This window comes from Frigoribacterium sp. Leaf8, from assembly GCF_001421165.1.
GTDB lineage: Bacteria > Actinomycetota > Actinomycetes > Actinomycetales > Microbacteriaceae > Frigoribacterium.
In genome coordinates, this window is the sequence record NZ_LMKB01000006.1 from 42,583 (window position 1) to 60,677 (window position 18,095).

Below are 18,095 nucleotides of genomic sequence, written 5' to 3' on the forward strand. Positions count from 1 at the left end.
ATGCGTGTCGCGCGTGCCGTTCTCCGCCGCCTCGGTGAGGGCCGCGATGATCTTGGGCTTGACGTCGTCGAAGACCCGCTCGTCTTCTGCGAAGCCACGCGACTGGATCTCGGGTCCGACCACGACACGGCCCGTGGACGCGTCCATCGCGATGAAGACCGAGATGAAGCCCTCTTCGCTCAGGATGCGGCGGTCCTTGAGATCGGCGTCGGTGATCTCGCCGACGGTCGAGCCGTCGACGTAGACGTAACCGATGTCGAGCTGGCCGACGACCTCGGCGACTCCGTCGCGCAGGTCGACGACGATGCCGTCCTCGCCGAGGATGGTGTTCTTCTGCGGCACGCCGGTCCGGACCGCCAACGCCGCGTTCGCGTACAGGTGCCGGTGCTCGCCGTGGACGGGCATGACGTTCTTCGGCCGCAGGATGTTGTAGCAGTACAACAGCTCGCCGGCGGAGGCGTGCCCCGAGACGTGGACCTTGGCGTTGCCCTTGTGGACGACCTTGGCCCCGAGTTTGGTGAGGCCGTCGATGACGCGGTAGACCGCGTTCTCGTTGCCGGGGATCAGGCTCGACGCGAGGATGATCGTGTCGTCCGCGCCGATCTCGATCTGGTGCTCGAGGTTCGCCATGCGGGCGAGGACGGCCATCGGCTCGCCCTGTGACCCGGTGCTCATGTAGACGATGCGGTCGTCGGGAAGGTCTTTGGCCTTCTTGGCGTCGATCAGGACGCCGTCCGGCACCTTGAGGTACCCCAGGTCGGCCGCGATGCCCATGTTGCGGACCATCGAGCGGCCCATGAAGGCCACGCGGCGACCGTTGGCGTGAGCCGCGTCGAGCACCTGCTGGACGCGGTGCACGTGGCTGGAGAAGCTCGCGACGACCACGCGACGCGGAGCCCGGCGGATCACGTCGTCGAGCACGGGCCCGATGTCCCGCTCGAGCGCGGTGAACCCGGGCACGTCGGCGTTCGTCGAGTCGGGCAGGAAGAGGTCCACGCCCTCTTCACCGAGGCGGGCGAACGCCCGGAGGTCGGTGATGCGGTCGTCGAGCGGCAGTTGGTCCATCTTGAAGTCGCCGGTGTGCAGCACGGTGCCGGCCGACGTGCGGATGGCGACGGCGAGAGCGTCCGGGATCGAGTGGTTGACCGCGATGAACTCGAGGTCGTACGGCCCGAGCGACTCGCGCCCACCCTCTTTGACGGCCAGGGTGTAAGGCGTGATGCGGTGCTCTTTGAGCTTCGCCTCGATCAGCGCGAGCGTCAGCTGCGAACCGATCAGCGGGATGTCCTTGCGGAGACGCAGGAGGTAGGGCACGGCGCCGATGTGGTCCTCGTGGCCGTGCGTCAGCACGACGGCGAGGATGTCGTCGAGGCGATCACGGATGGGCGAGAAGTCGGGCAGGATCAGGTCGACGCCGGGCTGGTGCTCTTCGGGGAAGAGCACTCCGCAGTCGACGATGAGCAGCTTGCCGTCGATCTCGTAGACCGTCATGTTGCGGCCGATCTCGCCGAGCCCGCCGACCGGGATCACGCGGAGCGTGCCCTTGGCGAGTTCTCGGGGGGCGTGGATTGTCGTGGGCATCTGTTCCTTCGGTTGGCGTGGGGCTCGTGCCCCTCTGTGCGGGAGGTCTGCGGCCGACGTCGTCGTCGGCGGGGATCAGGAGGTCAGCGCGTGGTGCCGTGCACCTTGGGCAGCGCACCGCCGGCCGCCGCGTTGCGGTCGGGCCGGAAGCGGCTGAGGTCGAGGCCGGGGATCGAGCCCACGTGCGACAGCTCGTCCTCGATCAGGGCGGCCTCGCTGTCTTCCGGGCCGACCAGGGGGAGGCGCACGCGGGGGCTCGAGATGCGCCCGAGGCCGTGCAGGATGTACTTCGCCGCGACGGTGCCCGGCACGTGCGTCATGACGGCGCGGACGAGCGGCTCGAGCGTCTGGTGGGCCTCGGTCGCGGTGTGCAGGTCGCCGGCGTTCACGGCGTCGACGATGGTGCGGTACGGCGCCGCGGCGATGTTCGCGGTGACGCCGATGAGGCCCGACGCGCCGATGGCGAGGTGGGGCAGCACGTTGGCGTCGTCGCCCGAGAAGTAGAGGAGGTCGGTCTGGTTGAGGACGCGACTGACTTCGGCGAAGTCGCCCTTGGCGTCCTTCACGGCGACGATGTTCGGGTGCTTGGCGGCCCGGAGCAGGGTCTCGTACTTGATCGGGATGCCGGTGCGGCCCGGGATGTCGTACAGGATGACCGGCAGGTCGGTCGCGTCGGCGATCATGCGGAAGTGCGTGAGCACACCGGCCTGCGTGGGTTTGTTGTAGTAAGGCGTGACGATCATGACGCCGTCGGCGCCGGCCTTCTCGCTGGCCTTGTAGAGCTGGATGGCGTGCGCCGTCTCGTTCGACCCGCCACCCGTGATGATCTTGGCCCGGCCTGCGGCGACCGACTTGCCCACCTCGACGAGTCGGAGCTTCTCGGGGTCGGTCAGCGTGCTGGTCTCGCCCGTCGTGCCCGTGACGACGATGCCGTCGGCCCCGGCGCTGATGCAGTCGTCGATGTGCTTCTCGACAGCAGGCCAATCGACCTCGCCGTCAGCGGTGAACGGCGTCACGAGGGCGACGAGGACCTGACCGAAGGGGTTGCTGATGTTCGACACGCCCTCCAGCGTACTGGCTCGCGTCGGGCCCGACCTCCTCGTGAGGCGTCGGACGCCCCGGTCAGGAGGCGCCGGTCGCGTCGGCGAGGACGGCCGTCAGGGGGCGACGCGCCCGTTCGCCCCGAACGCCGCGTAGGTGAGGGGCATGAGCTCGGCCCAGAGGTCTTCCATCTTCTCGGCGCACATCTCGATCTCGCGCTGCGGGAACGACGGGAAGTGGGTGCCCTCGCGCTTCGTCCGGAGGCTCAGGAAGTTCATCAGGGACCGTGCGTTCACGGTCACGTACATCGACGAGTAGATGTTCAACGGCAACACGATCCGCGCGACCTCGCGGGCGATGCCGGCGTCCAGCATGCGCTGGTAGGCCTCGAACGCCTGCACCGACGCGGCGCGGGTGGCCTCGTCGACCAGCGCGGACTGCTCGGGTGTGCCGGGCAGGAAGTCGTAGGCGCCGGGCTTGCCGACCTGCTGCAGGTTGCGCGTGGGAGCGGGGACGTAGAAGACCGGGTTCAGCTCGCGGTAACGACCGCTCTCTTCGTTGTAGCTGGCCATGCGGTGACGCATGAACTCGCGGAAGACGAAGATCGGCGCCTGCACGTAGAAGGTCATCGAGTTGTGCTCGAACGGCGAGCCGTGACGGTCGCGCATCAGGTAGTTGATCAGGCCGGCACCCTTGGTCGCCTGGGCCCCGTCGGCCGACGCCTGCGCGCCGTCGAGTGTGAGCTCGCCCATGGTGGAGACCCGGGCCGCGAACAGCACGTCGGAGTCGTGGGCACTCGAGCGGACCAGCTCGACGGTGACGTCGGAACGGAACTCGGGGGTCTTGTCGGCGGGCACGGCGGGGGTGGCTTCGGTCTCGGGCACGGCGTCGACTCTACCTCGCAGGGCGCTCCCGACGGGAAGCGCCCGCGCCACCGGCGGACGCTCCCCCAGCGGGCCGGAATACGGTGTCCCCATGACCGACGCACTCACCGTCCTGATCTCCGGCGCCAGCGGCATGATCGGCACCGAACTCACCCGCCAGCTGCGCGAGGCAGGCCACCGTCCGCTCTCGCTGGTGCGTCGCGAACCCCGGGCCGACGACGAGTACACCTGGGTGCCCAGCGCCGGCATCGTCGACCACGACCTGATCGCCCGCGCGGACGCCGTCGTGAACCTGGCCGGCGCCTCCTTGGGTCGTCTGCCCTGGACGGCCGGGTACAAGCGCGAGATCCTCGAGTCACGTCTGGCCGCGACGTCGACGCTCGTCGACGGCATGGCGGCGGCGTCCACGGCGCCCTCGACGTTCCTCAGCGGCTCGGCCGTCGGCGTCTACGGCGATCGGCCCGGCGAACGACTCACCGAGTCGAGCGGCCGGGGTGAGGGGTTCCTGAGCGACGTCGTCGTCGCCTGGGAGGCCGCCGCCCGGAAGGCCCCCGAAACCACGCGCGTCGTGATGCTGCGGACCGGCATCGTCATCGGCCCCGGAGGAGGCGCGCTCAAGCCCCTGCTGCCGCTCACCAAGCTGGGGCTCGGCTCGCGACTCGGCACCGGCGACCAGTTCTGGCCCTGGATCAGCCTGCACGACGAGGCCGCCGCGATCGTGCACCTCCTCACGTCGTCCGTCTCGGGACCCGTGAACCTGGTCGGCCCCACGCCGGCGACGAGCGATCTCGTGACGCGCACCCTGGCGGCCGACCTGCACCGTCCCTACCTGCTGGGCGTTCCCGAGGCCGTCATCTCGACCGCCATGCAGGAGGCCGGGCGGGAGATGCTGCTGCCGAGCCAGCAGGTCGTGCCCGAGGTGCTCGAGCGCGACGGCTTCACCTTCAGGCACCGCACGGTCGAGGACGCGCTGACCGCGTTCGTCGACGCGCTCTGAGCACGGGCACGACTCGGGCGGGCGGGTTCAGCCGGCCGTCTCGCGCCGGAGCTTGATGGCCCAGCGCAGGGCCTGACGAGCTCGTCGGCGGTCACCGCAGGCGTCGTAGGCCAGGCCCAGGCGGAACCACGCGCGCCAGTCGTCGGGTGCCGCCTCGACGGCCGTCTTGTAGGCGGGGAACGCCGCGTCGGCCGCCTCGCGCTCGTACCGACCGGAGGTACGCCGTGGCACGTCGTCGACCGGCAATCCGCCCTCGGCCGCGAGTTGCGCGACGATCTGCTGTGTGCGCAGACCGAAGCGCAGTTCGACCACCAAGGCGAACAATCCCAGGAGGGGGAGGACGAGCAGGGCGACGCCGAGCGCGATGGCGACCGGTTCGCCCGTCGACAGGAAGAGGACGGCCCGCTGACCGACCAGCACGACGTAGAGGAGCAGGAGCAGCGCCATCAGGAGCGCGGCCGCACGCCCCTTCACGATTCGAGGGGCAGGACGGCGTCGAGCCCCACGACGACCCCGGTCACGCCCGGGGTGGCCTCGATGGCGACGAGGAGCCCCTTCTCGTACGCGCGCTGCGAGAGCGTGTCGTGCGTGAGAGTGAGGGTCTCGCCGTCACCGCCGAAGACGACCTCCTGCCTCGCGACGACGCCGCGCAGGCGCATGCTGTGCACCGGCACACTCGCCACCTGCTGACCCCTGGCCCGTTGGTCCGCGTGCGGCGCCGACACCGGGCCGAGGTCCCGACGAGCCTCGGCGATGAGTTCCGCCGTGCGCACGGCCGTGCCCGACGGCGAGTCGACCTTGCCCTGATGGTGCGCCTCGACGATCTCGACGGATTCGTAGAAGCGCGCCGCGAGGGTGGCGAACCGCGTCGCGAGCACCGAACCGATCGAGAAGTTCGGCACCACCAGGACGCCGGGGCCGTCCGCGTCGGAGACGACCGTCGAGAGACGGGCCAGGCGTTCGGCGTTGTAGCCCGAGGTTCCGACGAGCACCGGGATGCCCGCGCGGACGACGTGCTCGACGATCCCCGGACTGACGGCAGGGTGCGTGACGTCGACGACGAGGTCGGCCCCGAGGACGTCGTCGAGATCGTCGCGGGACGAGAGACCGGCGTGGAGCTCGAGCCCCGGGGTGCGCTCGACGAGGTCGACGATGAACGAACCGAGGGTGCCGGTGGCTCCCACCACGGCGATGCGCGAAGTCATGCCGTCCAACTTACCGGGGGCACCACGACGGACCGGGCCGCGCCGCGACCTAGCATGGACGGCATGCCCAGGTTCCGCGAGACGAGCGTCTCCTCCCCCGATGCCGCCGCCCTCCTGACCGAGTACTTCACCGAGCGCGAGAGCACCTTCCCCTCGGCACAGGGCACGTACACGACGACCCTGCCCGACGCCACGGCCTTCGTGCCGCCGGGCGGCGTGTTCGTCGTCGTCGAGGGAGAAGCGGCCGACCCGGACGCGGGTCGGGCCTCCGAGCCGACCGCGTGCGGCGGCATCCGACTCATCGCCCCCTCGGCCTCGGGGGCCGTGCGGTACGAGGTCAAGCACCTCTACGTGCGTCCCGCGGGCCGGGGACTGGGTCTCGGTCGGGCCTTGCTGGACGAACTCGAACGTCGGGCGTCCGCATTCGGGGCCGACGAGATCGTGCTCGACACGAACGACAGCCTGGCGGCTGCCGGAGGGCTCTACCGCAGCGCGGGGTACACGACGATCGAGCCCTACAACGCGAACCCGAACGCCACGACGTGGTACGGCAAGGCCGTCCGGGCAGAGGACCCGCGCGGGACCGCCTGAGGGGGGTGCCACCGGCGGACGAAGAGCTCAGAAGGGTTGTTCGACCGGAAGGCCGGTGCGCAGCTCGACGGGCAGGTGCCCGAGGTCGTTGTGCGTCACGAGCTCCGGCGGCTTCGCCGATCGCACCCGGATGATCGTCAACCCGGCGTTGGCCTGGTTGACGCCCATCCACCGCCAGTCGGGTGCTCCGAACACCTCGCGGACGAACCACCCAATCACGAAGTTGTGCGTGATCAGGAGATCATGGCGATCCTCTCGGGCCGGGGTGAGCCACTCGGCGACCGCGTCGGACATCTGGGCCTGCCCGGCCTCGATCTGCTCGTCCGTGACCCCGCCGAAGAACGGCTTGTAGGACGACGGCATGTCGGCCGTCGGACCGGACGGCACGCAGTCGAAGAGGAGGGTCGACGGCTGTGACTCGAGTGCCGGCATGCGCTCGGTCATGATCGCGGCCGTCTCTTCGGCACGCTCGAGCGGGGAGTGCCACGCTGCGTCGAAGGGGACTCCCCCGAGGCGCTCGGCGAGGAGGCGCACCTGGCGTTTGCCCCGTTCGCTCAGTGGACCGTCGGGCAGTCCGTGCTCGGCGTCCTGCTGTTCGCCGTGCCGGACGAGGTAGAGGTAATGGGACACCGTCGTCTCCTGGTTCATCGAGGGGTCGCTCCCGACGTCGTCGTCGGGATCGGGATCGGGAAGGACGTCTCGTCGACCTCGCCCACCAGCACGGTCGACAAGGGGCCGGAGAGGAGACGGTCCGCCAACGTCCGGACGTCGTCGGACGTCACGGCCTCGACCCGGGCGAGGGACGTGTCGAGGTCGACGAACTCACCCGTCGAGATCTCGGCCCGACCGAGGCGGTTCATCCGGGTGTCGCTGTCCTCGAGGGCGAGGGCCGCCGCCCCTCCGAGTTGGCCGAGGGCTCGTCGGCGCTCGTCGTCGGTGATGCCGTCGGTGGCGAGGCCTTCGAGCTCGCCGAGCATGAGCCGGGCGACCTCTCCGGCATTGGCGGGCGTGCACCCGGCATAGAGCCCGAAGAGACCGGCGTCGGAGTAGCTCGGGGCGAACGAGTAGACCGAGTAGGCGAGTCCCCGGCGCTCACGGATCTCTTGGAACAGTCGAGACGACATGCCCCCGCCGAGCACCGAGTTCAGCACGGCCAGGGCGGGTCGACGGTCGTCCCCGACGGAGATGCCCGGCAGCCCCAGCAGGACGGTGGCCTGCTCGAGGGGACGCCGGATCACCTGGAGCGGTTCGCCCGCGACGAGCCCGACGGGCGCGTCGTCGCGACGGGGCACGGGCGACGCCGCCTCGGTGGGCCACCCGGCCCGGTCGAGCGCCGCCGTCAACCGTTCGAGTGCTCGGTCGTGGTCGACCGCCCCGGCGATGGACACGACGAGATCCTGCGGACGGTAGTTCGCTCGGTAGTGCCGGTCCACGTCGTCGCGGGCCGCAGCACGGATGCTCTCGGGCGAACCCCCGATCGGACGACCGAGCGGGTGGTCGCCGAAGACCGACTCGAAGAGCCGCTCACCGGCCATGTCGGCGGGATCGTCCTCCGCCATGGCGAGTTCTTCGAGGATCACCCCTCGTTCGGTCTCGAATTCGGCCGGGTCGAGGGTCGACGAGGTCACCATGTCGGTGAGCACGTCGATCGCGTCGTCGAGGTCGACGTCGCGCACCCGGGCGTAGTAGCAGGTGTACTCCTTGGCCGTCGCGGCGTTGTGCTCGCCACCCACCGACTCGAACGACACCGCGATGTCGAGGGCGGAACGGGTCGGGGTGCCCTTGAAGAGGAGGTGCTCGAGGAAGTGGGTCGACCCCCGTTCGGCGTCCGACTCGTCACGGGACCCGACCGCCACCCAAAGACCGATGGTCGTGCTGCGCGCCCCGGGCATGCGCTCGCTGAGCACCCGGACGCCCGAGGGCAGCACCGTGCGACTCACCAGCGCGTCGCCCGTGGCGCGGAAGGAGATCTCGACCTCGTCGAGCGGGAAGGAGACAGGGCCGTTCATCATGTCGAGCCTAGGCGACCCTCCCTGCGGTAGTCCGTGAGCCCCACGGGACGGCTGGCACCCGAACTGGGGGACGATTCTGGGGACAAACAGACAACTCTGTTTGTCCTCATCGGTGCTAGAGTCAGACCACCGACGACGACCCCATCCCCCCTGATGGTCGTCGTCGGCGGCTGGTCGGACGTCGTCAGAAGGTCCGGAGCGCGCGTCCCCCACGCGGCTTCTAGCCGAGACGTCCCAAGGAGCCACGCTGTGACGGTCGATTCCCCCCAACCGGCCGTCCAGCGTCTCCCTGGTCGCCCTCGCGCCGACTCCCCCGTCCCCGGTGCCCGATCCCGCGTCCTGACGACCGCCGACCGCCTGTTCTACGACGAGGGCGTCCGCGTCGTCGGCGTCGACCGCCTCATCGCCGAGTCGTCGGTGACCAAGGCGACGTTCTACAAGCACTTCGGCGCGAAGGACACCCTCGTGCTCGAGTACCTCGCCGGTCGTCACGACCTCGAGGCAGCCGAGCTGTCCGCCCTGGTCGAGGCCCACGACGGGGGCCGCGCGACCCTCGAGGCGTACCTCGAGGCGGTCGGCGCCCGACTCCAGACCGTCTCGTTCCGAGGCTCGGCCTTCGCCAACGCGGCGTCCGAGTTCAGCGATCCGACCCACCCCGTCCGTCTCGCCATCGCCGAGCACCGCGAGTGGCTGACGGCCGAGATGGTCTCCCTCTTCAAGGTCGCGGGCCACCCCCTGCCGGGCGACGCAGCAGACGATCTCGTCCTCGCCCTCGACGGCGCCCAGGTGGGCGCCTACGCCGGCGACGCCATCGCCGCGGCGGCTTCCCTGCGCCGCACGGCGGAGCGGCTCCTCGTCGCCGCCTAGGTCATCGGCGGACGACGCCGCACATCGACGTCACCATGGGCGCTGTCCCCCGCAACGCGTCACCGTGGCGCCGTCCCCGCGGACGTCGTCGTCGGGTACCCCCAGGTACGGGCCGACCACGTCGCCTGGCGGTCAGGCCGAGGCGCGGTCGAGGTCGAGGACCTGGTTGCGTGTGAGCTGCACCCGCGCGGCCTGGGCGAGTTCGTAGACCTGCTTGGCGTTCGTCGCACTGGCCACCGGTGCCACGACGTTCGGCTTGGCGAGCAACCAGGCCAGCGCGATCGCAGCACTCGAGACCTCGTGGACGGACGCGATGCGGTCCAGCTCGTGCACGACCTTGAGGCCCCTCTTGGACAAGTACTTCGCGAGCGCCCGGCGACGGGGGCTGTGGGCGAAGTCGGAGCGCGAACGGTACTTGCCCGTGAGGAACCCACTGGCGAGGGCGAAGCGCGGCATGACGGCGAGTCGCTGCTGCGCGGCGACGTGCGCCAGGCCCTTCTCGTACTCGGACCGGTCGAGGAGGTTGTACTGGTTCTGCAGGGCCACCATCGGGGCGATTCCGAGCATCCCCGCCGCGATGCGGGCCTCGTAGAGGCGGTTGCCCGAGTGGTGGGAACCGCCGAACCATCGGACCTTGCCCACCCGGATGAGGTGGTCGACGGCCAGCAGGGTGCGCTCGAACGCCACCTCGGTGTCGTCCACGTGCAAGTAGAGCAGGTCGATGTGGTCGGTTCCGAGCCGCTCGAGGGACGCGTCGACGGCCCGCTCGATCGCGCGGGGGGTCAGACCGGGGTTGTCGGCGCTCTTGCCCACCTTGGTGGACACGACCATGTCGTCGCGTGATCGACGGGAGCGCATCCACGATCCGATCATGATCTCGCTGCGACCCCCGGCGTAGGAGTCGGCCGTGTCGACGAAGTTGCCGCCGAGATCGAAGTAGGCATCGAGCACGGAGGTCGTCTCGGCCTGGTCGGCCGTCCACCCGAACACGTTGCCGCCGAGGGCCAGGGGGAAGACCTTGAGGTCGGAGAGGCCCAGACGGCGGCGCGGCTGGATGATGCCGAGATCGACGGGAACGGTGGGCTGGGCGGCGGAGGCCCGGGCGGCGGCGGCCGCGATGGCGGCCGCGGCGGCGAAGTCGGACGTGGCAGAACGGGCGAGCTCGGCCGTCGTCTCGGTCACGCCGTTCCTTCCTCGTCGCGAACTCCCGATGCGACTCTGTGCGATCGCATGGGGTATGGTTCGCCCTCCACGATCAAGAATACGGCCACGCGCCCGGTTTCCGCCGCCGCCGCACCCAATCGTTACGCCGTGTCGCCGCCCCGATCCGGGGGACGCGCCTCCTGCTCCGGCAGCGACCAGGGAGCCCCGCCGGGACGGCGAAGGGCCCGCCCCGACCGAGGTCGGGGCGGGNNNTTCGTGGTGCGGTGACTACGCGTCGACGGACTCGTCGGTCGACTGCTCGGTCGCTCCGCTCGAGTCGGTGTCGGCTTCTTCCGCCACGACCGGGGCGAGCGAGAGCTTGCCGCGGTCGTCGATCTTCGTGATCTCGACGAGGATCTTCTGGCCGACGCCGAGGACGTCCTCGACGTTCTCGACGCGCTTGCCGCCGGCGAGCTTGCGGACCTCGCTGATGTGCAGCAGGCCGTCCTTGCCGGGGAGGAGCGAGACGAACGCACCGAAGGACGCGATCTTGACGACCGTGCCGAGGAACTGCTCGCCGATCTCGGGGTTGGTCGGGTTGGCGATCGCGTTGACCTGGGCGCGGGCGGCCTCGGCCGAGGGGCCGTCGACGGCACCGATGTAGACGGTTCCGTCTTCTTCGATGCTGATGTCGGCGCCGGTCTCGTCCTGGATGGCGTTGATCGTCTTGCCCTTGGGGCCGATCAGCTCGCCGATCTTGTCCTGCGGGATCTGGACCGAGATCACGCGGGGCGCGGTCGGGGCCATCTCGTCGGGGGCGTCGATCGCCGAGTTGAGCACGCCGAGGATGGCGGTGCGCGCCTCCTTCGCCTGCTTGAGGGCGGCGTCGAGCACGGCGGTCGGCAGACCGTCGAGCTTGGTGTCGAGCTGGATCGCCGTGACGAACTCGCTCGTGCCGGCGACCTTGAAGTCCATGTCGCCCAGAGCGTCTTCGGCACCGAGGATGTCGGTCAGGGCCGCGTAGCGGGTCTGACCGTCGACGGTGTCGGAGACGAGTCCCATGGCGATGCCGGCGACCGGGGCCTTGAGGGGCACACCGGCGTTGAGCAGCGACAGGGTCGACGCGCAGACCGAACCCATCGACGTCGAACCGTTGGAGCCGAGGGCCTCGGACACCTGACGGATCGCGTAGGGGAACTCTTCGCGGCTGGGCAGCACCGGCACGAGGGCGCGCTCGGCGAGGAAGCCGTGCCCGATCTCGCGACGCTTCGGCGACCCGACGCGGCCGGTCTCACCGGTCGAGTAGGGCGGGAAGTTGTAGTGGTGCAGGTAGCGCTTCTTGGTGACCGGGCTCAGCGAGTCGATCTGCTGCTCCATCTTGAGCATGTTCAGCGTGGTGACGCCCATGATCTGGGTCTCGCCGCGCTGGAAGATGGCGGAGCCGTGGACGCGCGGGATGACCTGCACCTCGGCGTCGAGCGGACGGATGTCGGCGAGGCCGCGGCCGTCCATGCGGATCTGCTCGGTGAGGATGCGGTCGCGGACGACCTTCTTCGTGGCCGACTTGTAGGCGGCACCGACCTGGCCGAGGGCCGTGTCGGGCAACTCGCCCGCGTCGACCTTCGCGGCGATCGCGTCCTTGACACGCGACTTGAGGGCGTCGTCGGCGTCCTGGCGCTCGATCTTGCCGGCGATCTTGTAGACCTCGGCGAGCTCGGTGCCGGCGGCGGCCGTGACGGCCTCGAGCACCTCGTCGGTGTAGGGGAGGAACACCGGGTAGTCGGCGATCTCCTTCGCGGCCTGGGCGGCCATCGTCGCCTGGGCGTCGACGAGCTGCTTGAGGAAGGGCTTGGCGGCCTCGAGGCCCTGGGCCACGATCGCCTCGTCGGGCTTCGTGGCGCCGCCCTGGATGAGACCCCAGGCGTGCTCGGTGGCCTCGGCCTCGACCATCATGATCGCGACGTCCTCGTTGCCGGCGGCGTCGGTGACGACACGGCCCGCGACGGTCAGGTCGAAGACGGCGTCCGCGAGCTGGCTGGCCTTGGGGAAGGCGACCCACTGGTCACCGATCAGGGCGAGACGCACACCGGCGATGGGGCCGGAGAACGGCAGACCCGAGATCTGGGTGGAGGCGCTGGCCGCGTTGATCGCGAGGGCGTCGTAGAACTCGTCGGGAGCGATGCTCAGCACCGTGATGACGACCTGGACCTCGTTGCGCAGACCCTCGACGAACGAGGGACGCAGCGGCCGGTCGATGAGGCGGCAGACCAGGATGGCCTCGGTCGAGGGGCGACCCTCGCGGCGGAAGAACGAGCCGGGGATCTTGCCCGCGGCGTACGAACGCTCTTCGACGTCGATGGTGAGCGGGAAGAAGTCGAAGTTGTCCTTCGGCTTCTTGCTGGCGCTCGTGGCCGACAGGAGCATGGTGTCTTCGTCGAGGTAGGCAGCGACGGCTCCCTGAGCCTGCTGGGCGAGACGACCGGTCTCGAATCGGATGGTGCGCTTGCCGAACTTGCCGTTGTCGAGGACGGCTTCGCCGAACTTGATCTCTGGACCCTCCATGTGGGGGCTACTCCTCTTTGTTTTGCATCGAGGCCCCGTGTGGGCATCGATGTGTACCGGAGCGGGCGGCGTGGACGGCATGGCGACATGCACGTGCAACAACGCGACGGAGGCGGTGGCACGTCTGGCCAACAGTAGAAACGGTCGGACCCCGCACCCGACCCGGACGCTCGGCGTCGGTCGGGGCATTCCGCCTGTCACCACCGGTGACCAGCAGCCGTACCGGCCTGCTCCGAGCGCGATCCTAGCACTCGGACCCGTCCGGCCGGGGTCCGCGACGCGGGTGTCGCCCGGACGGGGAGGCGCGGTGCCGGGGGGACGGCGTTAGGGTCGTCTCCATGCGTGCTCACGACAGGTCCGGCCGGGATCGTCGCGCGAGCCGCCTCGCGGTGGCGACCGGCGCCTCCTTGGCTCTCGTGTTGACGACGCTCGTGGCGCCGTCCGCCGCGTCCGCCGCGGGGTACCCGACCTGGGCCCAGGTCGAGGCCGCGGAGGGGAACGCCGCGGCGACCCAGGCGCAGGTCGACCTGATCGACGCGTCGCTCGACAGCCTCGAGAAGGCCGCGTCCGACCGCAGCGACGAGGCGGTCCTCGCCGACCAGGCCGACGCGGCGGCGCAGTCCGACCTCGCGGCGGCGTCGCAGCGAGCGGACGAGCTCTCGGCCGACGCCGAGCGTGCGCGGGCCACCGCCCACACGGCGGAGCGGGAGGCCGGCCAGCTCGCCGGCAGCCTGTTCCGCACCGGCGGCACGCAGACCCTGGGCACCGACCTCTTCACGTCGCCCGACCCCGGGGCCGCGCTGTACCAGTTGGGCTCGCTCACGCAGCTCGGCGACCGGTGGCAGACGGTGCTCGCCGACGCCACGACCGCGAGCAACACGGTGTCGTCCCTCAGCGAGCAGGCGACGACCGCGGCCGACCGGCGCGACTCGCTCGCGCGCGACGCCCGGGCCGCGGCCGACCAGGCCGCCGCGGCGCAGGCGACCGCGGACGCCGAGGTGGCCAGCGCCACCCAGAGGTCGTCCGACCTCTACGCCCAGCTCGCCGCCCTGAAGGACTCGACGGCGGAGCTCGAACAGCAGTACCGGGCCGGGGTCGCCGCGCAGCAGGCGTACGCGGCGCAGGAGGCCGCGGCGAAGGCCCAGGCCGCCGCCGCCGCGAGGGCGCCGTCACGTGGCGGATCGTCCGGAGGTGGCGGATCGTCCGGGGGTGGTGGATCGTCCGGGGGCGGGGCGACCGTCCCCGGCACGGGACGTCCCGGCGGAGCGACGCCTCCCCCGACCGGAGCGGTGAACGACCCGGCGGGCGCCAAGGCCTACGCGGCCACGAAGGTCGGGTCCGGGGCCGAGTACACCTGCCTCGTCCAGCTCTGGAACAAAGAATCGGGCTGGCGCACCAACGCGACCAACCCGTCGGGCGGTGCCTACGGCATCCCCCAGGCCCTGCCCGGCAACAAGATGGCCTCGAGTGGACTGGACTGGCAGACGAACTACCGCACCCAGGTGGATTGGGGCATCGGGTACATCCAGGGCCGCTACGGCACGATGTGCGCCGCGTGGGCGCACTCGGTCGCGAACAACTGGTACTGAGCGCCGCACCTGCCCTCGGGCACGGGCACCGCCCCGCCCCCGGAACGAGAGAACGGCCCCCTCGGCGTGCAGCCGGAGCTGGGTGCCGAGGGGGCCGTCGTCGAGACGTCCGGAGCGCGAGGACTAGCGGCGCAGGCCGAGACGACCGATGAGCGTGCGGTAGCGCTCGATGTCGACCTTGGACAGGTAGCCCAGGAGGCGACGGCGCTGGCCGACGAGCAGCAACAGGCCACGACGCGAGTGGTGGTCGTGCTTGTGCTCTTTGAGGTGCTCGGTCAGGTCGAGGATGCGCTGCGTCATCACGGCGACCTGGACCTCGGGGGATCCGGTGTCGCCGGGGTGGGTCGCGTATTCTTCGATGATCCGGGTCTTGACGTCAGGTGCGAGTGCCATGGAGGGATCCCCTTTCAGTTCGTTGCGCGGTGCTCGTCACCGGATGTGCGAGCTCTCTTTCTCCGCGGCCGTTCAGACGGCAACCTGAGGAGCCTACCAGACGGGCGCCGCCGACCCCTGTCGCGATCGGCCCCGTCCCCGACCCCGACGCCGCCGGGGCAGGACGAGGCCGACGAACGCCGCCCCGATCGCGGCCCCGAGGGTGTTCATGACGAGGTCCTGCGGGTCGGAGAAGCGCGTGGCCGACAGGTACGTCGCCTGGACGGTCTCGATGCCCACCGTCGCGGCGAACCCGACCACGATGCCGACCCACCAGAAGCGCTTCGGCAGCAGGAGCGCCGGGAACATGCCCATCGGGACGAACATGGCCACGTTCGCCGCGGCCTCGACCCGGGCGAAGGTGATCCACGAGGTCTCATCGTGCCGGGCGAAGACGTCGAGCGCCCGCCAGAGCAACGCTCCGGTGTCCGCGTCGTAGACGCTCGGTCGCAGGGTCATCCAGGCGACCCCGGCGAGGTAGACGAGGGTGAGCAGGAGGAGGACGGCGCGACGCATCCGTCCATGGTGCGGCACCGGTCGGTGGGAGGACGCCCGGAACGGCCCAAGATCAGCCTGGAGGACGACCCGCCCCGGGGGCGACCGCGGCAGGGCCGAGGAGGCGCGGTGCGCGACCCCGCGCACCGCGCCTCCTAGGCTCGTCGGGTGGACGCACTCACCGACCTCTGGGCCCGGATCAGCCAGCTCGCCGCCCCCCTGCCCGGCTCGTGGCTGCTCGGCAGCGTCGCCGCCGGCCTCCTGCTCGTGCTGCTGCCGGGCATCTGGCACACGGTGCGGCACGCCGTCACCGTCGTGCACGAGGGCGGGCACGGCCTCGCCGCGGTGCTGACCGGTCGTCGGCTGACGGGCATCCGACTGCACTCGGACACCTCGGGCCTGACCGTGTCGAAGGGGCCGCGGACCGGGGCGGGCATGGTCATCACGTTGCTCGCCGGCTACACCGCACCCGCGATCGCCGCCCTGGGCGCCGCGTGGCTGCTGTCGGCCGGCTACGCGGCCGGGCTGCTCTGGGCCCTGCTGCTGCTGCTCGCGCTGATGCTCGTGCAGATCCGCAACTGGTTCGGGCTCTGGGTGGTGCTGCTCGGCGCCGCCCTCGTCGTCGCCGTGACGTTCTTCGCGTCGCCGACCTGGCAGGCGGTGTTCGGACTCGTCGTGACGTCGGTCCTCGGCTTCGGCGCGCTGCGGGCGTCGCTCGAACTGCAACGGAGCCGGCGGCGCTCACGCTCGACCGCGTCGGACGCCGACCAGCTCGCCGGGCTGACCCGGGTGCCGGGCGTCGTCTGGGTCGGGGTCTTCGTGCTCGTCGCCCTGGGCTGCCTGCTGGGCGGGGCGGGGTTGCTCTTCCCCGGTGCGCTCGAAGCCGCTCGGTCGTTCGCCTGAGGTCCGACGGCCACCGGCACCCGGCCGACGCGAGACGTCAGGCGGGGGCGGACGACAGGGCGTGCACGGGGACGTGGCCCTCGAGGCGGGCCCGGCCACCGAGGCCGTCGAGCTCGAGCAGCACGGCGACGCCGGCCACGACGTAGCCCGCTCGTTCGAGCAGGGTGACGGTCGCCTCGACCGTGCCGCCGGTCGCCAGCACGTCGTCGACGATCAGGACGCTCGACCCCGCCGGGATCTGGTTCGGACGCAGTTCGAGCGTGGCCTCGCCGTACTCCAGGGCGTAGCTCTCGCTGAGGACCTCGCCGGGCAGCTTGCCCGCCTTGCGCACCGTGAGGACGCCGACGCCCTGCTCGATCGCGATGGCCCCGGCGAGCGCGAAGCCGCGCGCCTCGATGCCGGCGACGGCGACGAACCCGCCGTCGAACGGCTCGGAGAGCGCCGTGGTCACGGTGGCGAACGCGTCGGCGTCGGAGAAGAGCGGGGTGACGTCGCGGAAGAGGATGCCGGGCTTCGGGAAGTCGGGGACGACGGCGATCTTGCTGTCGACGAACGAGGAGGCATCGGTGACGGTCATGCCCTCAACGGTAGTCGGGCGGACGACGCCCCCTGCCCCTCGAGCCCTGCTGCGTCCGTCCCCGCGACGCGCGACCGACCGGTACGTCACGATCGTGTGAACAGTCGGGCCCGATGTCGGAGGCGCGTGCGAGAGTGCACGCATGTCGCGGTTCATCGTCCCCCCGTACCTGCTCGCCCACCTCGCCGAAGCCGATTCGCCCCGCCTGCACCGGGCACCTCGGGCGGCGCGCAACGGCCTGCTCGCGATGGAGGCCGTCGACCGCAACGCGACTCCCCCGGTCGTCCGGGGGGCGCTCGGCGCAGAGTCCGTGCTCGAGCGCACGGTGTTCGACGCGCAGGGCACCGAAGAGCTGCCGGGCGTCCGCGTCCGCGGCGAGGGTGAACCCGCCACCGACGACGTCGCCGCCACCGAGGCGTACGACGCTCTCGGCGCGACCTACGCGCTGTTCCACGAGGTCTACGGGCGCTCGTCGATCGACGGTGCCGGGCTGCCGCTCGACGCGACCGTCCACTACGGCCAGGACTACGACAACGCCTTCTGGAACGGCGAGCGGATGGTGTTCGGCGACGGCGACGGCGAAGTCTTCGGGCGCTTCACGGCCTCGGTCAGCGTCATCGGGCACGAGCTCACCCACGGCGTCACGCAGTACACCGCGAACCTCACCTACCAGGGGCAGTCGGGTGCGCTCAACGAGTCGGTCAGCGACGTGTTCGGGGCGCTCGTCGAGCAGCACCTGTTCGGGCAGACCGCCGACGACGCGACCTGGCTCATCGGCGAAGGGCTCTTCACCGCCGAGGTGCAGGGGCGGGCGCTGCGGTCGATGAAGGCCCCGGGCACCGCGTACGACGACGACGTCCTCGGGAAGGACCCCCAACCCGCCCACCTGGACGACTACGTCGAGACCACCGACGACAACGGCGGGGTGCACCTCAACTCGGGCATCCCCAACCGGGCCTTCTTCCTCGTCGCCGAGGCGCTCGGTGGCGAGGCCTGGTTGCGGGCCGGGCAGATCTGGTACGACACGCTCATCGGCGGCACGCTGTCGACCGAGGCGACCTTCGCGCAGTTCGCGGCGGCCACCGTCGAGGCGGCGACCACACGGTACGGAGCGGACTCCGACGAGACCCGCGCGACGTCGGCCGGGTGGACGGGCGTCGGGGTCACCCCGGCCAGCTGACGCCGACCGGCACGAGACCCTGCTGCCCCGGACACG

The 18,095-nt window shown here is 70.8% G+C and carries 18 protein-coding genes; 6 read left to right on the top strand and 12 right to left on the bottom strand.

The features are described 5' to 3' along the window. From ASL10_RS11760 to thyX, 3 genes are all read right to left on the bottom strand, one after another. Positions 1–1,581, bottom strand: a 1,581-nt coding sequence (locus ASL10_RS11760) for a ribonuclease J (RefSeq protein WP_235452790.1), incomplete at its 3' end; no start/stop codon positions are given. 83 nt (positions 1,582–1,664) lie between these two features. After that, positions 1,665–2,642 (bottom strand): 4-hydroxy-tetrahydrodipicolinate synthase, encoded by a 978-nt coding sequence (dapA, locus tag ASL10_RS11765; RefSeq protein WP_056048116.1) that lies wholly within the window; start codon positions 2,640–2,642, stop codon positions 1,665–1,667. A gap of 96 nt (positions 2,643–2,738) precedes the next feature. Further along, entirely contained in the window at positions 2,739–3,506 is a 768-nt protein-coding gene (gene thyX, locus ASL10_RS11770; RefSeq protein ID WP_233568516.1) for an FAD-dependent thymidylate synthase, read from the bottom strand. A gap of 91 nt (positions 3,507–3,597) precedes the next feature. Between thyX and ASL10_RS11775 the strand changes: the two genes are divergently transcribed. After that, the gene (locus ASL10_RS11775; protein ID WP_056048119.1) at positions 3,598–4,503 is read left to right on the top strand and encodes a TIGR01777 family oxidoreductase; all 906 of its coding nucleotides are present in this window, start codon (positions 3,598–3,600) and stop codon (positions 4,501–4,503) included. A gap of 27 nt (positions 4,504–4,530) precedes the next feature. Here ASL10_RS11775 and ASL10_RS11780 read toward each other — a convergent pair whose 3' ends face one another. Both ASL10_RS11780 and dapB read right to left on the bottom strand, forming a co-directional pair. Continuing rightward, a complete protein-coding gene (locus ASL10_RS11780) occupies positions 4,531–4,950 on the bottom strand; it encodes a tetratricopeptide repeat protein (protein ID WP_056049054.1) in 420 nt (139 codons plus the stop codon). A 23-nt stretch (positions 4,951–4,973) separates the two neighbouring features. Continuing rightward, complete coding sequence (gene dapB, locus ASL10_RS11785) at positions 4,974–5,708, bottom strand: 4-hydroxy-tetrahydrodipicolinate reductase (RefSeq protein WP_056048121.1); 735 nt, start codon at positions 5,706–5,708, stop codon at positions 4,974–4,976. Positions 5,709–5,771: 63 nt separating this feature from the next. Here dapB and ASL10_RS11790 point away from each other — a divergent pair, with 63 nt between their 5' ends. Continuing rightward, complete coding sequence (locus tag ASL10_RS11790) at positions 5,772–6,299, top strand: N-acetyltransferase (RefSeq protein WP_056049058.1); 528 nt, start codon at positions 5,772–5,774, stop codon at positions 6,297–6,299. 27 nt (positions 6,300–6,326) lie between these two features. Here the strand turns inward: ASL10_RS11790 and ASL10_RS11795 are convergent, their stop codons facing one another. Both ASL10_RS11795 and ASL10_RS11800 read right to left on the bottom strand, forming a co-directional pair. After that, entirely contained in the window at positions 6,327–6,929 is a 603-nt protein-coding gene (locus ASL10_RS11795) for a histidine phosphatase family protein (RefSeq protein ID WP_056049062.1), read from the bottom strand. A 14-nt stretch (positions 6,930–6,943) separates the two neighbouring features. Then, on the bottom strand, positions 6,944–8,308 hold the full coding sequence (locus tag ASL10_RS11800; RefSeq protein ID WP_056048124.1) for a pitrilysin family protein: 1,365 nt from the start codon (positions 8,306–8,308) through the stop codon (positions 6,944–6,946). 252 nt (positions 8,309–8,560) lie between these two features. Here ASL10_RS11800 and ASL10_RS11805 point away from each other — a divergent pair, with 252 nt between their 5' ends. Then, on the top strand, positions 8,561–9,178 hold the full coding sequence (locus ASL10_RS11805; RefSeq protein ID WP_056048127.1) for a TetR/AcrR family transcriptional regulator: 618 nt from the start codon (positions 8,561–8,563) through the stop codon (positions 9,176–9,178). A 132-nt stretch (positions 9,179–9,310) separates the two neighbouring features. Here ASL10_RS11805 and ASL10_RS11810 read toward each other — a convergent pair whose 3' ends face one another. Together ASL10_RS11810 and ASL10_RS11815 are read right to left on the bottom strand one after the other, a co-directional pair. Then, complete coding sequence (locus tag ASL10_RS11810; RefSeq protein ID WP_157485482.1) at positions 9,311–10,360, bottom strand: aldo/keto reductase; 1,050 nt, start codon at positions 10,358–10,360, stop codon at positions 9,311–9,313. Positions 10,361–10,609: 249 nt separating this feature from the next. After that, positions 10,610–12,883 carry a polyribonucleotide nucleotidyltransferase gene (locus ASL10_RS11815; protein ID WP_056048130.1) on the bottom strand — a complete coding sequence of 758 codons (2,274 nt, stop codon included), beginning with the start codon at positions 12,881–12,883 and terminating at the stop codon, positions 10,610–10,612. 338 nt (positions 12,884–13,221) lie between these two features. Between ASL10_RS11815 and ASL10_RS16060 the strand changes: the two genes are divergently transcribed. After that, on the top strand, positions 13,222–14,472 hold the full coding sequence (locus tag ASL10_RS16060) for a hypothetical protein (RefSeq protein ID WP_157485484.1): 1,251 nt from the start codon (positions 13,222–13,224) through the stop codon (positions 14,470–14,472). A gap of 123 nt (positions 14,473–14,595) precedes the next feature. Here ASL10_RS16060 and rpsO read toward each other — a convergent pair whose 3' ends face one another. Then, on the bottom strand, positions 14,596–14,865 hold the full coding sequence (rpsO, locus tag ASL10_RS11825) for a 30S ribosomal protein S15 (protein WP_043596660.1): 270 nt from the start codon (positions 14,863–14,865) through the stop codon (positions 14,596–14,598). Between the two features lie 93 nt (positions 14,866–14,958). Further along, on the bottom strand, positions 14,959–15,420 hold the full coding sequence (locus ASL10_RS11830; RefSeq protein WP_056048134.1) for a VanZ family protein: 462 nt from the start codon (positions 15,418–15,420) through the stop codon (positions 14,959–14,961). Between the two features lie 147 nt (positions 15,421–15,567). On the opposite strand from ASL10_RS11830, the gene ASL10_RS11835 reads away from it, so the two are divergent. Further along, positions 15,568–16,302: a M50 family metallopeptidase gene (locus ASL10_RS11835; RefSeq protein ID WP_056048138.1), complete on the top strand. Its 735-nt coding sequence runs from the start codon at positions 15,568–15,570 to the stop codon at positions 16,300–16,302. A gap of 37 nt (positions 16,303–16,339) precedes the next feature. Here ASL10_RS11835 and ASL10_RS11840 read toward each other — a convergent pair whose 3' ends face one another. Further along, positions 16,340–16,879 (bottom strand): adenine phosphoribosyltransferase, encoded by a 540-nt coding sequence (locus tag ASL10_RS11840; protein WP_054147222.1) that lies wholly within the window; start codon positions 16,877–16,879, stop codon positions 16,340–16,342. 142 nt (positions 16,880–17,021) lie between these two features. Here ASL10_RS11840 and ASL10_RS11845 point away from each other — a divergent pair, with 142 nt between their 5' ends. After that, positions 17,022–18,059 (top strand): M4 family metallopeptidase, encoded by a 1,038-nt coding sequence (locus tag ASL10_RS11845; RefSeq protein WP_056048140.1) that lies wholly within the window; start codon positions 17,022–17,024, stop codon positions 18,057–18,059. Positions 18,060–18,095: the final 36 nt, after the last annotated feature.

Excerpts from the sequence above, each read along its gene's own strand:
- ASL10_RS11775 (WP_056048119.1), top strand. The coding sequence starts at position 3,598 with ATGACCGACGCACTCACCGTCCTGATCTCCGGCGCCAGCGGCATGATC.
- ASL10_RS11780 (WP_056049054.1), bottom strand. The coding sequence starts at position 4,950 with ATGGCGCTGCTCCTGCTCCTCTACGTCGTGCTGGTCGGTCAGCGGGCC.
- dapB (WP_056048121.1), bottom strand. The coding sequence starts at position 5,708 with ATGACTTCGCGCATCGCCGTGGTGGGAGCCACCGGCACCCTCGGTTCG.
- ASL10_RS11790 (WP_056049058.1), top strand. The coding sequence starts at position 5,772 with ATGCCCAGGTTCCGCGAGACGAGCGTCTCCTCCCCCGATGCCGCCGCC.
- ASL10_RS11800 (WP_056048124.1), bottom strand. The coding sequence starts at position 8,308 with ATGAACGGCCCTGTCTCCTTCCCGCTCGACGAGGTCGAGATCTCCTTC.
- ASL10_RS11815 (WP_056048130.1), bottom strand. The coding sequence starts at position 12,883 with ATGGAGGGTCCAGAGATCAAGTTCGGCGAAGCCGTCCTCGACAACGGC.
- ASL10_RS16060 (WP_157485484.1), top strand. The coding sequence starts at position 13,222 with ATGCGTGCTCACGACAGGTCCGGCCGGGATCGTCGCGCGAGCCGCCTC.
- rpsO (WP_043596660.1), bottom strand. The coding sequence starts at position 14,865 with ATGGCACTCGCACCTGACGTCAAGACCCGGATCATCGAAGAATACGCG.
- ASL10_RS11830 (WP_056048134.1), bottom strand. The coding sequence starts at position 15,420 with ATGCGTCGCGCCGTCCTCCTCCTGCTCACCCTCGTCTACCTCGCCGGG.
- ASL10_RS11840 (WP_054147222.1), bottom strand. The coding sequence starts at position 16,879 with ATGACCGTCACCGATGCCTCCTCGTTCGTCGACAGCAAGATCGCCGTC.
- ASL10_RS11845 (WP_056048140.1), top strand. The coding sequence starts at position 17,022 with ATGTCGCGGTTCATCGTCCCCCCGTACCTGCTCGCCCACCTCGCCGAA.